Annotated in this window: 7 protein-coding genes; 4 read left to right on the top strand and 3 right to left on the bottom strand. The window is 70.2% G+C overall.

Annotation, left to right across the window (positions count from 1 at the left end; translation table 11 throughout):
- Positions 1 to 290 precede the first annotated feature (290 nt).
- Both ACIBAD_RS04015 and ACIBAD_RS04010 read left to right on the top strand, forming a co-directional pair.
- Complete coding sequence (locus tag ACIBAD_RS04015) at positions 291 to 7,493, top strand: polymorphic toxin-type HINT domain-containing protein (RefSeq protein ID WP_398904283.1); 7,203 nt, start codon at positions 291 to 293, stop codon at positions 7,491 to 7,493.
- Entirely contained in the window at positions 7,484 to 7,756 is a 273-nt protein-coding gene (locus ACIBAD_RS04010) for a hypothetical protein (protein WP_134068874.1), read from the top strand. Before ACIBAD_RS04015 ends, ACIBAD_RS04010 begins: the two co-directional genes overlap by 10 nt.
- A gap of 82 nt (positions 7,757 to 7,838) precedes the next feature.
- Here the strand turns inward: ACIBAD_RS04010 and ACIBAD_RS04005 are convergent, their stop codons facing one another.
- Together ACIBAD_RS04005 and ACIBAD_RS04000 are read right to left on the bottom strand one after the other, a co-directional pair.
- Positions 7,839 to 8,747 (bottom strand): poly-gamma-glutamate hydrolase family protein, encoded by a 909-nt coding sequence (locus ACIBAD_RS04005; RefSeq protein WP_134068873.1) that lies wholly within the window; start codon positions 8,745 to 8,747, stop codon positions 7,839 to 7,841.
- 119 nt (positions 8,748 to 8,866) lie between these two features.
- The gene (locus ACIBAD_RS04000; protein ID WP_398904281.1) at positions 8,867 to 9,292 is read right to left on the bottom strand and encodes a hypothetical protein; all 426 of its coding nucleotides are present in this window, start codon (positions 9,290 to 9,292) and stop codon (positions 8,867 to 8,869) included.
- Positions 9,293 to 9,689: 397 nt separating this feature from the next.
- On the opposite strand from ACIBAD_RS04000, the gene ACIBAD_RS03995 reads away from it, so the two are divergent.
- Positions 9,690 to 10,745 carry a BTAD domain-containing putative transcriptional regulator gene (locus tag ACIBAD_RS03995; protein ID WP_398904279.1) on the top strand — a complete coding sequence of 352 codons (1,056 nt, stop codon included), beginning with the start codon at positions 9,690 to 9,692 and terminating at the stop codon, positions 10,743 to 10,745.
- A gap of 16 nt (positions 10,746 to 10,761) precedes the next feature.
- Here the strand turns inward: ACIBAD_RS03995 and ACIBAD_RS03990 are convergent, their stop codons facing one another.
- On the bottom strand, positions 10,762 to 11,430 hold the full coding sequence (locus ACIBAD_RS03990; protein WP_119094445.1) for a cutinase family protein: 669 nt from the start codon (positions 11,428 to 11,430) through the stop codon (positions 10,762 to 10,764).
- 204 nt (positions 11,431 to 11,634) lie between these two features.
- Between ACIBAD_RS03990 and ACIBAD_RS03985 the strand changes: the two genes are divergently transcribed.
- On the top strand, positions 11,635 to 14,109 hold the full coding sequence (locus ACIBAD_RS03985) for a penicillin acylase family protein (RefSeq protein ID WP_398904276.1): 2,475 nt from the start codon (positions 11,635 to 11,637) through the stop codon (positions 14,107 to 14,109).
- Positions 14,110 to 14,188 lie beyond the last annotated feature (79 nt).

Genomic DNA, 14,188 nt, shown 5'->3' with positions numbered 1-14,188 from the left:
GCCTCCGGAAAAATCGGAAGTGGAAATTCCTATTCCACTCGCCTTCTGTCCGACTTTGCCTCGACTTGGTGCGTACTTTGCGGTACGGAATTACTGCGGTTGAGGCGGTCGGAAATGTGGTGCAGCCCTCACTGTTACGGTCTTGGGCCTACGTCCGAATAGTGTGTACATTCGTGCACGCGTGAGCTTTGACGGAACCCAATTTGCGAAATCGAAATTGGTACGCTAGGGACGGAAAGCGCAGACGCGCACTCGGCTGGTCGATACCGGCCCTGTCCGTTGCCCTGTGCGTGACCGGGCTCGCGTCGCCACCGGCGTCCGCAGCCTCCTCGTCCACCCCACCGTCCCTGCAGAAGCTGACCAAGGTGGGCGGCAAGCCGGTCACCGGCAAGCCCGCCCCCACACCCGGCGAGTCCCAGCGCAACAAGTGGACCGCACCGCCCAAGGTGGCCTGGCCCGCGGCCGGTTCGGCCGAGGTCCACGTCCCCGCCGCGGCCCCTGCCCGGGGCTCCGCGCCCGCCGACGGCCGCTCGCGGCTGCTCTCGGCTCCCGCGGCGGGCGGCCCCGCCGCCCCGCCGCCGGGCCCGGCCAAGGCCGGAACGCTTCCGGTACGGATCGCCGCCGCAGACCCGGCGGCGGCCGGCGCGCCCGCAACCCCCGCCGCGCCGCAGCTCCGTGGCGCCGGTGCCCCCCAGGCGCCCGCCGCCCCGGCCGCCGACACCCCTGCCGCCGAGACCCCGGTCAAGGTGAAGGTCGAGCTGCTCGACCGGAGCGCCGCCGAGAAGGCGGGCGTCCCGGGCGGACTCCTGATGGCCGTCAAGCGGACCGACAGCCGTGCCGGCGACGCACCGGTCTCGGTCGAGCTCGACTACAACGCCTTCAAGAACGCGTACGGCGGCAGCTGGGGTTCCCGGCTCCGCTTCACCGCGCTGCCGGCCTGCGCACTGACGACCCCCGAGCGGCCGGAGTGCCGTACGGCCACCCCGGTCACCGCGAAGAACGACGCGAGTACGGGCACGCTCACGGCCACCGTCGCCACCGCCGCGCAGCCCGGCTCCGCCGCCGCGACAGGCGCGTTCGCCACGGGCGGCGGCGGCGCGCGCGCCGGCACGCCCATGATGCTGGCCTCGGCCGCCTCGGCCGCCCCCGCGGTGCTGGCCGCCGCGCCGAGCGCCGACGGCGCCAACGGCACCTTCAAGGCAACCTCGCTGAACCCGTCCGGCTCCTGGCAGGCGGGCGGCTCGGCCGGCGACTTCTCCTGGTCCTACCCGCTCGAAGTGCCGGCCTCGCTCGGCGGCCCGAGCCCGTCGCTGGCGCTCGGGTACTCCAGCGCCCAGATCGACGGCCGCACCTCGGCGTCCTCGCAGCAGACCTCCTGGGTCGGCGACGGCTGGGACCTGGGGTCGAACTTCATCGAGCGCTCGTTCATCCCCTGCAGCCAGGACAAGAAGGAGGGTTCGGGGTTCAACAACCCCAAGGACGACACCGGCGACCTCTGCCACGCCGTCTCCACGGTCACGATGTCCCTCAACGGCGGCTCCACGCAGCTCGTCCGGGACGACAAGACCGGCGCCTGGCGCCCCTCCGACGACGACGGCTCCCGCGTGGAGCTGCTCTCCGGCGCCGACAACGGCGACAAGAAGGGCGAGCACTGGCGGGTCACCACCCCGCAGGGCGTGCAGTTCCACTTCGGCCTGAACAAGGTGCCGGGCTGGAGCGCGGGCAAGCCCGTCACCAACTCGGCGCTGCTCGTGCCGGTCTACGGCAACCACCCGGGCGAGGACTGCTTCAAGGCGGGCGACTTCGCGAACTCGGTCTGCGACGAGGTCTACCGCTGGAACCTCGACTACGTGGTGGACCCCCGCGGCAACGCGATGACCTACTGGTACGAGAAGGAGGTCAACCACTACGGGTCGAACTACAAGATCGCGGGTGGTTCCACCAACCGCGCCTACGACCGCGGCGGCTGGCTCGACCACATCTCCTACGGCCTGCGCAGCGACAACCTCTTCGCCAAGGCCCCGGCCCAGGTGCAGTTCACCGTCGCCGAGCGCTGTCTGAAGACGAAGGACTTCGACTGCGCCGAGGACAAGCTGAAGCCCGAGGTGGACTGGAACATCGCCAAGATGTGGCCCGACACCCCCGGCGACCAGCTGTGCGCGGCCAAGGAGGAGTGCAAGGCACGCTTCACGCCGACCTTCTTCACCCGCAAGCGGCTGACCGAGGTCACCACCGAGGTCTGGAACGGCACCGCCCACCAGCCCGTCGACACCTGGAAGCTCACCCAGGACTTCCCGCAGACCGGTGACGGCACCGACTACCCGCTGTGGCTCGCCGCCGTCCAGCACACCGGCAGGAACGGCAAGGAGATCAGCCTCCCGCCGGTCACCTTCCGCGGCAAGCAGCTGCCCAACCGCGTGGACGGCCTGGACGACGGCAAGCCGCCGTACCTGCGCTACCGCATCGAGGCCATCGACACCGAGACCGGCTCCACGGTCAACGTGCACTACCGCGCGCCGGAGTGCCGGGCGGCGAACCCGCGCGTGATCCCCTCCTCGCACGAGTCGAACACGCTGCGGTGCTACCCGGTCATCAGCGAGATACCGGACCCGAACGACCCCAAGCGCGAGAAGAAGCTCTACGTCACCGACTGGTTCCACAAGCACCTCGTCGACCAGGTGCAGGAGGAGGACCGCAACGGCAACTCCCCGACGCGCGTCACCGAGTACCAGTACCTCGGGACGCCGGCGTGGGCGTACGACGACGAGACCGAGACGATGCGCCCGAACACGCGCACGTGGTCGCAGTGGCGCGGCTACGAGCGCGTACGGACGCTGATCGGCGCGGCACCGGACAAGCGGTCCCTGACCGAGACGCTGTACTTCCGCGGCCTCGACGGCGACCGGGCCGCCCCCTCGGGCGGCAAGCGCTCGGTGAAGGTCAAGGACTCCGAGGGCAAGGAGATCGCCGACCACCGCCTCTTCGCCGGCCAGACCCGCGAGGTCCTGGCCTACAACGGCGAGGGCGGCGCCCTGGAGGCCGCGACCACGTACACCCCGTGGCTGCACGGCCCGACGGCCACCCGCCTGCGCGAGGGCATCGAGCCGCTCCAGGCCTTCGTCCGGGGCACCACCGACGTCTCCTCCCGCACCCTGCTCTCCGACAACCGGGGCTGGCGGCGCAACGCGCAGCAGACGGAACTGGACGAGCAGGGCAAGCCGCTGACCGTCTCGGACCTCGGCGACCTCGCCGACCCGAAGGACGACAGCTGCACCCGCTACGAGTACGAGTCCGACGAGACCCTGTGGATCATCGGCCGCGAGAAGCGGATCGAGACGGTCGGCAAGGCCTGTGACGCCAAGGACGTGAAGCGTCCGGACGACGTCATCTCCGACGCCCGCCTGTCCTACGACGCCGTCGGCAACGTGGTCCGCTCGGAGTCCCTGTCCGGGTACGCGAACGGCAAGCCCCAGTACACGCTGGACGGCTCGCTCACCTTCGACGCCTACGGGCGCCCGAAGACGACGACCGACGTGTTCGGCAAGGTCACCAAGATCGACTACACCCCGGCCGCCGGACAGATCGTCACCAAGGTCGTCACCACCAACCCGCTCGGCCACACCGACACCACCGAGACCGACCTCGGCCGCGGTTCGATCCTGGCCAAGCAGGACACCAACGGCCGCCGCAGCGTCATGCAGTACGACGCGCTCGGCCGCCTCGCCAAGGCCTGGTCCCCGGACCGCGACCCCGTCACCAAGTCCCCGGACGCCGAATTCGCCTACGACGTCCGCCCGGACGCGCCCGTCGTCATCACGACCAAGTCCCTCGTCGACGACGGCAGCTACCGCAGCAGCTACGAGATCTTCGACAGCAGCCTGCGCATCCGCCAGACCCAGCTGGAAGCCCTCGGCGGCGGCCGGGTGATCGCCGACACCTTCTACAACAGCCTCGGCCAGGTCTGGAAGTCCAACGGCGCCTACTACACCGGCGGCACCGCCTCCGGCGAGCAGTGGGCCCCGAAGGACAACGAGGTGTCGTCCTCCACCGTCACCGAGTACGACGGCAGCGGACGGCCCACCGCGCAGATCTCCCGCAAGTTCGGCGAGGAGACCTCCCGGACGACCACCTCGTACGGCGGCGACAGCATCACCGTCGACCCTCCGACCGGTGAGACGCCCACCCAGGCGTTCCTCGACGGCCAGGGCCGCAAGACGGAGCTGCGCTCCTTCCGCTCGGACTCGCCGACCGGCGCGTACGACCGGACCCGCTACGGCTACGACCAGCGCGGCCAGCTGGAGAGCGTCGTCAACGAGGCGGGGGACACCTGGACCTTCCAGTACGACATCCGGGGCCGCCAGACGAAGGTCACCGACCCGGAGAAGGGCACCACCTCCAAGGTCTTCGGCAAGGGCGACCGCCTGGAGTCGGTGACCGACCAGCGCAACAAGACCGTGGCGTTCGCCTACGACGGCCTGGGCCGTGTCACCGAGACCCACGAGGGCTCGCTGGCCGGTGCCAAGCTCAGCGAGATCGTCTACGACACCCTCCCGGGCGCCGTCGGCCTCCCGGTCTCCTCCACCCGCTACGTGGGCGGCAACGCCTACACCCACGCCATCACCGGCTACGACCAGGGGTACCGGCCCACCGGATCCACGGTGACCATCCCCAAGTCGGAGGGCGCGCTCGCCGGCACGTACTCCTTCTCCACCGGCTACCGGCCCAACACCGGCCTGACCGCGTGGACGCAGCAGCCGGCGGTCGGCGGGCTTCCCGCCGAGCGCGTGACCATGGCCTACAACCACTTCGAGCTGCCCACCGTCATGGGTGTGGCCGGCAAGACGTTCGTGGGCAAGGTCGACTACTCGCCGATGGGCGACGTGCTGCGCACGGAGACCGGATCCGCCGGTTCCCAGCTGTTCACCACCAATTTCTACGACGAGCAGACCCGGCGCCTGACGCGCAGCGTCAACGACCGGGAGAAGGCCCCCGGCCGGATCAACGACACGTCGTACGAGTACGACGCCGTCGGCAACATCCTCAAGGTCAAGGACCAGGAGGGCGCGGCCGCCACCGGCACGACGGACACGCAGTGCTTCGCCTACGACTACATGCGCCGCATGAGCGAGGCGTGGACGGCGACCGACGACTGTGCGGCCAAGCCGAACGCCACCGGCCCCGGCTCCGCGCCGAAGGTCGGCGGCCCGGCCCCGTACTGGACGTCGTACTCCTTCGACACGGCGGGCAACCGGACCAAGGAGGTCCAGCACTCCACGAGCGGCGATCTGACCAAGGACGTCATCCGCTCCTACGGGTACGGCACCCCGGGCAAGCCCGCCGCCAACCGCCTCCAGCGGGTCGACACCACCGGCCCCGGCGGCACGCGCAGCGACTCGTTCACCTACGACGACGCCGGCAACACCGAGACCCGCACCGTCCAGGGCAACAGCCAGCGGATGGAGTGGGACGTCGAGGGCCACCTCGCCAAGGTGACCGAGGGCGCGAAGACGACCGAGTTCCTCTACGACGCCAACGGCAACCGCCTCATCAAGCGGGACCCGGCCGGTACGACGCTGTACCTGCCCGGAACCGAGGTCCGGCTCAAGCCGAACGGTGCGACGGAGGCCACGCGCTACTACGCGCACACGGCCGGCCCGACGATGGTGAGGACCGCCAAGGACGGTACGGTCACCACCTCGTACCTGCTCGCCGACAACAACGGCACGGCCACCACGGCCGTCGACGGGGCCACCCAGGCCGTCACGCGCCGCAAGTTCACCCCGTTCGGTGACGCGCGCGGCACCGCCCCGGCGGTGTGGCCCGGCAAGAAGGCCTTCGTCGGCGGCGAGACGGACGAGTCCACCGGGCTGGTCCACCTGGGGGCGCGGGAGTACGACCCGGCCACCGGGCGGTTCCTGTCCGTCGACCCGATCGTCGACTACAACGAGGCCGCGCAGCAGAACCCGTACGCCTACGCCAACAACTCGCCCGTGACGTTCTCGGACCCCTCCGGTCAGGCCATCGCGCCCCCGGTGATGCCGATCAAGGACTTCACGGACGCCGAAGTGGCCTGGGCGAACTGGGCGAACGGCCGCAGCGCCCTCGACGTCGCGCTGGACGTGGCCATCGGCATCCTCAAGGACGCCTCCGGCTACAACGACATCAAGGCCTGCCTCGGCGGCGACTGGGGTGCCTGCGCCGGCCTCGCGTTCGAGGCGGCCCTGCCCTTCGCGGGCAAGGCCAAGCGCATCCTCAAGGCCCTGGACCGCGCCTGGGACGCGTTCAACAGCTGGATGGGCAAGCTGAAGCTCGCCCGGGACATCCTGGCGCGCGTCGAGCGCTACCAGCAGGCCATGGCCAAGTACGCCGAGGACCTGGCCGAATGGAAACGCCAGATCGAGGAAGCGGCCGAACGGGCCAGAAAACTGGAGGAGGAAGCGGCGGCGGCCCGAAGAGCCGCACAGGAACGCGCCGCGGCTGCGGCCCGCAAGGCCGAGGAGGCCAAGGCCACCGCCGCCCGGCAGGCCAGGGAGGCCTCGGCCCGCGCGAAGAAGGCCGACCGGCACGGAAAGTCCTCCAAGTCGGCCGAGCCGAAGAAGGCGTCGAAGGAGGACGGCGGCGACGGGGGAGGCGGCGGCTGCAAGGTCCGCAACAGCTTCACCCCCGGCACCGAGGTCGTGATGGCCGACGGCTCCGCCAAGCCCATCGAGGACGTGGGGATCGGCGAGCAGGTCCTCACGACCGACCCCGAGACCGGGAACACCACCACCGAGCCCGTCTCCGCGCGGATCGTCGGCGAGGGCGAGAAGCACCTGGTCCGCATCACCGTCGACACCGACGGCGACGAGGGCACGGCCACCGACGTCATCACCGCGACCGACGGCCACCCCTTCTGGGTGCCGGAGCAGCGGCGCTGGGTCGACGCCGGCGAGCTGAAGGCCGGCCAGTGGCTCCAGACGTCCTCGGGGACGTGGGTGCAGGTCACCTCCGTGGCGGCGTGGACGCAGGCACAGCGCGTCCACAACCTGACGGTCACCGACACGCACACGTACTACGTGCGCGCGGGCGCGGCCGCCGTCCTGGTCCACAACTGCGGTGCCCTGAAGAACGCCACCGACGACGACCTGCGGGCCGCGGCGCTGAAGGAGATCCCGCCGAAGAACGGCAAGCCGTTCCGGCGCGACATGCACAACACCGAGGCCGGGCGCGCGCTGCAGAAGCACACCGACCCGGTCAAGCGGACCGCTGACCACGTCGCGAAATACCTGCCGTTCCTCAAGGGCGCGAACAGGATCACTGACAAGCGGGCGCTGAACGACGGCGGTGAGGCGCTGCTGGAAGAGATCCTCGGCAGCGCGACCACCACGAGGACCATCGAACCGGCGTCCGCGTTCTACGGTGGGTACCATCTCAACATCATCGAGAAGGCCACCGGGCGCGGTGCGAGATGGAGCCTGCGCGGTGGCGGCCTGCAATTCGAGGGATGGCTATGAGGTCCTTCACCGTCGACGGACGGGAATACGCCGCACTCACCGTGCTCGGAAGCGACGCCTTCGACGCCATGGAAGTGGTGGAGATGACGGACGCCGGGCCGCGCGGGCTCCTGCTGGAGTTCCGCCTGACCGAGGAGTCGGCCACGCTGACCCACCTCGGTGCGGAGGTCGGCATCCCGCTGCTCAGGGCCTCCCTGGAGATCTTCCGGGAGGACTTCCTGGAGCCGAGGCGCGCGGCGGGCCTGCCGCTGCCGCCCTGGTAGCCCGTACGGCCTGAGAGCCCTGGGGAGAGCCCCGCCGGACACCCGTCCGGCGGGGCTCTCCTGTGTTTCCCGCCGCGTTCGCTCAGCGGCCGAGTTCGTGCCGGTCGACGGCTTCGCGCACAGCCCCCACGAAGCCGTTCCAGAAGTGGGCCTGGTTGCCCTCTCCCGCACCGGCGGTCCTCCTGCGGTCGGCCGCGCTGCCGAAGGCGCCGAACATCGCCTCGCGCAGCGCGGTCGAAAGCTCCAGCTGGGCGCCGGCCCCGGTGCGGGTGCGGTTGACGATGTTCGCGGGGTCGTCACCGTCCAGGGAGGCGTCCGTCCCGGAGACGGTCACCGTCACGGCCAGCTCGGGGTCGGTGGCCGAGGGGGTGAACCCGTACTTCTCGAAGGCCCACGCCAGGTTCCGCATCAGCCGCTGGTCGCGACCGCCGACGAGGATCTGTTTGGCCGGCTGGCCGGCCTTCGGAGCGAAGCCGTGCAGGGACACCGCGTACAGGTTGTTGCCGCACACCGCCAGGGCGGCCGGGTCGTCGCAGTGGGTGGAGGTGACGTGCAGCTCCCCGGAGGAGGCCAGCGCCTCGAACATCCAGTAGTCGCGCTGCGGTACGCCGCCCAGGGGCGCGGGCAGGGCGTCTCCCGCCCCGGCGGGCTGGTAGCCGGCGAGCGCGAGGCACAGTTCGCTGGTGCCCGCCTCGATGCCGCCGCCGTGCGGGGCGATCACGGCGGTGCTGCGGACGGGGACGCTCGTGGGGCCGGCGTTGTCGAGGAGCTCGGTCCGAGGGGTGCAGCGGAAGCGGCGCATCCAGTGCACGCCCTCCTGGAAGCTGCCGCTGTTGTAGAGCTCGGAGTTCGAGGCGAACCGGTCACCCGTGGCCGCCGCGGTGGCCGCTGCGGCCGTGCTGCCGTTCCCGGCGAGGTCGTTGAGCAGGGGCATTGCGGCGGCTGCGGCCGCCACGGACGTCAGGACGGTACGCCGACTGGTGGATTTCATACGGAGATCATCTCCGATGCCGCCGGCCGGTGAGCGAGGCGTCCGGACAACGAGAGCGTGAAAGGGGCGAGGTCCCGCACGGGCTGTGCGGTACCTCGCCCCTCGCTGGGCCGGCTGCGTCAGAGGATGACGCTGTAGCTCTGCCAGCCGTCACCGGCGTTGCCCTGACCCGCGTACGCGAGTAGCGAACCCTGGCTGTCGAGCGTCCAGATGTCCCGGTTGCCGTCACCGTTCAGGTCGTTCGGACCATCGCGCTCCGCGGAGCGGTCCGCGTAGGAGCGGTAGACGGCCGTGTTGGAACGGTTGCCGGCCTTGTCCACGGTGGAGGCGTAGACGAGGTGGGGTCCGTAGCCGGGCGGCGCGATGCTCAGGGTCGCACCGGGCGCGATCGAACGCGGTCCGGGCTCGACGTCCGTGGAGTAGAGGATCTCCTTCGCGTCGGTCACCCCGTCGGCACCGAACGTGAAGCTGCCCGGGGTGCGGGCCTTGCCGGTGGTGGCCGGCCAGCCGTTCACCCCGTCAGGGAACTGGGCAGAGCCGATCACCGGAGGCTTCTCGGGCCGTGTGCGGTCGATGGAGAACTTGCACGCTGCCGACCAGCGCCACCCACTCTCCGGCACGCAGCACCCGCACCGGGGTGCCGTGCCGCTTCACGGACCACTTACCGGCGGGCGTGGCCCAGGTGTCGGAGGACTCCGTCCGCGCGGACACCAGCTCGTACGGCTGACCCGTCTCCTTCGCCTTGGCGAGCGCGAAGTCTTCAACCGTGAGACACCCCGTCCGCCCGAATGTCCCGAACGAACCGCTGTATGTGTGCCGTCCGGTCTGACCCGCAAGGTCATTTTCGCGTGTCACTCCGGAACGTTCCGGATGTTCCGGCCTGGGTTCGCGCCGTTACCTTTTCGATCGCGTCCGACCGCCCGGCCAGCCCAGGGAGCAGTGATGCCGACGACTGCCACCACGCTCAGGCAGCAGGAGCGCAGGGTGCTCCATGCCGTCGGCTGCGGCCTGCGGGACGACGAGATCGCCGCCGACCTCGCCATCCCCGAAGCCGCAGTGGCCGGACACCTCGCGCGCATCCTCGCGACGCTCGGGCTGCGCGACCGGGCTGCCGCCATCGTCCACGCCTTCGACAGCGGCCTCGTCGTCCCCGGCAGCGGCCCCCGCACGCGGGAAGCGAGCCCGGCGCCGCGAACCGCCGTGACGCCGACGGGCGGACCGAGAGTACGGATCTCCCTGCTCGGGCCGCTGCAGGCATCGCACGACGGGCGACCCCTGAACCTGGGGCACCTGCGCCAGCAGTCCGTACTGGCCGCGCTCGCGCTCGGCGCGGGACGGACGGTCAGCCGTCAGGAACTGCTCGACGGGGTATGGGGCATGGAGTCGCCCCTCACGAACGTGGTGCCCGTGTACGTCTACCGATTGCGCAAGGCCCTGCGCATCGGGGACGGCCCCGACTCGGTGATCGAGCACGACCGGTGCGGATACCGCCTCGCCCCGGGCGCCGTCGAAGTGGACGTGGCGCGCATGGACAGGCTGCTCACCGAGGTCGGGAGGGCCGACCGGGCGGGCGAGGGGAGCGAGGTGGTCCGCCTGTGTTCCCAAGCCCTGGACCTGTTCTGCGGGGAGCCCCTGGCCGGCCTGCCCGGGCCGCTCGCCGAGGTGGAGCGGCTGCGGCTCACCGAGCGCAGGATCGCCGTCATGCAGCGGAAGGCGCAGTGGCAGCTCAGGCTCGGCCGGCACTTCGAAGCGATCGCCGAGTTGTTCGCCCTGTCCGCGGCGCACCCGCTGAACGAGCCGGTGGCCGCGACGCTGATGCGCGCGCTCCACCGCACCGGCCGACGGACGGACGCCCTGGCCGTGTTCGACCACACCCGCCGCCGTCTGGCCGACGACCTGGGGGTTCCGCCGAGTCGGATGCTCTCGCGGACGTACGAGACGATCCTGCGCGGGGACCACCCGTCAACAGCCGACTGCGCGGCCGCCGACAGGTGGTGAGGAGTCCGCTCCGTGGCTACCAGGGGTACCAGGCGCCGTTGTACCACTGCTCGCTGGCGCCGTCGTTGTGGTGGTCCATGTTGAAGTCTTCGGGGTAGTTCTTGACGTGGTTGTTCGGGTAGGTCCAGATGCCGGCGGACTCGTCGCAGACGTAGTCCCAATGGCAGATGGTCTTGACCGGCACGTTGCCGAAGAACCTGTCGGCACCGGCGAGCGGGGCGCCGACGATACCGCCGAACGGCACGGACCCGCCGTTGGCGCCGGGAGGGCCCTGGCGCTTGGGGTCCGCGATGAGAACGGCGTTGACGTTGTCGAACGTCTGCCAGTTCTCGGTGACCCAGACGTGCACCACGGCGGCGCCCAGGGAGTACCCGGCCATCTTGACGTGCTGGCCCGGACACGCGGCACGCTGGTCACGGACCAGCCGGTTCAGCTCGTTGACGCCCGCCCGGGCGCTGGCGCCGTTGGGGATCTGGGTGGGGTACCCGACGTGCTGCTGGATGTTGCCGTAGAAGCCGTCGTTGTTCCACGAGCTGCCGGTGCCCCCGACGACGATCGTGTAGGTGCCCTCGCACGAAGCCGTCGCTTTGGCCGCGGCCCCCTGCGCGTTGGCCCCCTGTACCGCTGAAAGCCCGACCGTCAGCAGAAACCCGGCTGCCACGGCCGCGATCCTTCTGGCTCGCATTCGATCCTCCCCAAGTAGTCGGCCCACGCGCCCGCCTTCCGATGCGAAGCGCAGTCGGCCGAGGTCACCGGACGAGAGTGGCAGCGGCCGATGACATACCGATGAAACCCGCGGCGGCGCGGCCGATCCATCGGGATTTCATCGGTCCTCCCTACCGTGGCCGCGTTCGGACGAAGGCCTGGACCACAGGGGAAGGACGGCTCGATGGCACGCAGGAGATTCACGGCGAGGCTGCCGATGGCGGTCATGGCCGCGGTGGCGGTGCTGAGCACGATGGCGGCCGCCGTGTCGCCTGCCGCCGGGGCGTCGGCCCTCGCGGCGGCGGCCGCAGGACAGGGACCGGACAAGCCGACGATCCGTTACACCGAGTACGGAATCCCGCACATCACCGCCTCGAACTGGGAGGGGCTGGGAACGGGCTACGGATACGCCGCGGCCAAGGACAACATCTGCACCTTGGCCGACACCTATCTGATGGCCAACGCCCAGAGGTCCCGCTACCTGGGCCCCGATGGCAAGGCGAGCCCCGGCGAGAATCAGAACACCACCACCAACCTCAACAGCGACCTGTACTTCCAGCGGATCAAGGACAACCGCGTGGTGGAGCGGCTGCTCGACCAGCCCGCCCCCAACGGGCCGGAGCCCGAGGTCAAAGAGGCCATCCGCGGCTATGTCCAGGGGTACAACCGGTACCTGGCCGAGACGGGCGTGAACAACATCTCGGATCCGGCCTGCCGCGGTGCGGCCTGGGTGCGGCCGATCACGGAGCTGGACGTCTACCGGCACGCGCACGCCGAGATCATCATGGGCAGCGCCGATCCGCTGCTGGACGGTCAGGTGACCGCCGCGCCCCCGGGGGCCTCGGCCGCCGCCCCGCAGGCACCCTCACCCCAGGAGACCGCCGCGAGGATCCGTGACGCCCTGGCCGTCAGCCGTCAACAGAGCATGGGCAGCAACGCCTTGGCGGTGGGTTCGCAGGGTGTGGGCGGGGGTACCGGCATGCTGCTGGCCAACCCGCACTTCCCGTGGCAGGGCAAGAACCGGATGTGGCAGAGCCAGCTGACGATCCCGGGGAAGATCAACGTCTCCGGGGCCAGCCTGCTCGGATTCCCCGCGGTGAACATCGGGCACAACGAGGACGTCGCCTGGAGCCACACCGTCGCCACGGTGGCCCCGTTCGGGCTGTTCGACGTACAGGTGGATCCCCTCAACCCGACCCACTACCTGGTCGACGGCGCCTGGCAGCAGATGGCCTCGCAGCAGGTCGGCGTCGACGTACTCAACGCTGACGGCTCCATCGGCAAGGTCACCAGGACGCTGTGGTCCACCCGGTACGGCCCGATCGTCACTTCCGTACTGGGCATTCCGCTGCCGTGGGTGGTCAGCGCCCACGCGGTGCGCGACGTGAACATGGACAACCTGCGGGCGCTCAACACCTGGTTCCACCTCGACCAGGCCAAGGACGTCAACGGGGTGGTCGACGCCCTGGAAACCACCCAGGGCGTCCCCTTCTTCAACACCGTCGCCTCCGACCGCAAGGGCAACGCGCTGTACGCGGACATCCAGGCGACGCCGAACATCACCGACGAGCACGCGGAATCGTGCCTCACCCTGACCGGGCGGCTGCTGTTCCACCAGGAGCTGCGGCTGCCGAACGTGCCGCCGGTCTCCGTCTTCGACGGCAAGCGCAGCGCGTGCGACTGGCCCGACGACCCGAACGCGGTCGCGCCGGGACTGCTGGACCCCCACAAGCAGCCGCGCCTGATCCGCAAGGACTTCGCCGGCAACGCCAATGACAGCGCCTGGCTGGCCAATCCCGAGCAGCCGCTGTCCTTCCCCAGGGTGATGGGCGATACGGCGGCGCCCCGCTCGCTGCGTACCCAGGAGCTGATCCTGACCGCGCAGAAGCGGATCGACGGCACGGACGGACTGCCCGGCAGGGGTTTCACACCGGAGAACATGCGGCAGTTGCTCTTCGCCGACAACAGCAGGGCGGCCGACCTGGCCCTCGACGCCACGGTGGCGATGTGCCGGAGCCTTCCCTTCGGGCTCATCGTGGTGGACGGCAACCTGGTCAACGTGAGCGAGGCGTGTCCGATCCTGGCCGCCTGGAGGGACCACGCCTACACGGCGGACAGCCGGGGATCGTGGCTGTTCGAGAACTACTGGGCCTTCCTGCTCGGTGGGCAGGCGATCGAGAAACTGCCGTGGCGGGTGCCCTTCGACCCCAAGGACCCGGTGCACACGCCCAATTCGCTGGACTCCGGAAGTTCCGCCGTCCGCGACGCGTTCGGCCGGGCGGTCCTCGCGCTGCGCAGGGCGGGTGTTCCGCTGAACGCCCCGCTGTCGGACGTCCAGAAGGTCACCCGAAACGGCGAGCAGATCCCGATCCACGGTTCGATCAGCGAGCTGGGCGTGCTGAACGTGGTCACTCCCGGCCTGGTCGACGGAGAGCCGGACATCGTCTTCGGGTCCAGTTTCATCCAGCTGGTGAAGTTCACCGCCGACGGTCCGCCGCAAGCCTGCTCGGTGCTGGCCTACTCCCAGTCGGCCGATCCGAACTCGCCGCACCACGTCGACCAGACCAAGCTGTTCGCGGCGGGCCAGTGGGTGACGGAACGGTTCACCGAGGCGCAGATCGCGGCTTCGCCGGCACTGGAGACCAAGGTCCTTTCCTGAGGCCACTCCTTCAGCAGGGTTCCCACGACAAGGCTCCCGAGGGGGAACAACACCGTGATCACGAAAACGAGTCGCCGGC

The organism is Streptomyces sp. NPDC051109 (assembly GCF_044455885.1).
In the GTDB taxonomy this organism is placed as follows: domain Bacteria; phylum Actinomycetota; class Actinomycetes; order Streptomycetales; family Streptomycetaceae; genus Streptomyces.
Note: the sequence above shows the minus strand (reverse complement) of the source record. Positions and strands in the feature narration are given on the sequence as shown.

What these genes read in the sequence shown, in the direction of transcription:
- ACIBAD_RS04010 (WP_134068874.1), top strand. Translation starts at nt 7,484, where the DNA reads ATGGCTATGAGGTCCTTCACCGTCGACGGACGGGAATACGCCGCACTC.
- ACIBAD_RS04005 (WP_134068873.1), bottom strand. Translation starts at nt 8,747, where the DNA reads ATGAAATCCACCAGTCGGCGTACCGTCCTGACGTCCGTGGCGGCCGCA.
- ACIBAD_RS03995 (WP_398904279.1), top strand. Translation starts at nt 9,690, where the DNA reads ATGCCGACGACTGCCACCACGCTCAGGCAGCAGGAGCGCAGGGTGCTC.
- ACIBAD_RS03990 (WP_119094445.1), bottom strand. Translation starts at nt 11,430, where the DNA reads ATGCGAGCCAGAAGGATCGCGGCCGTGGCAGCCGGGTTTCTGCTGACG.
- ACIBAD_RS03985 (WP_398904276.1), top strand. Translation starts at nt 11,635, where the DNA reads ATGGCACGCAGGAGATTCACGGCGAGGCTGCCGATGGCGGTCATGGCC.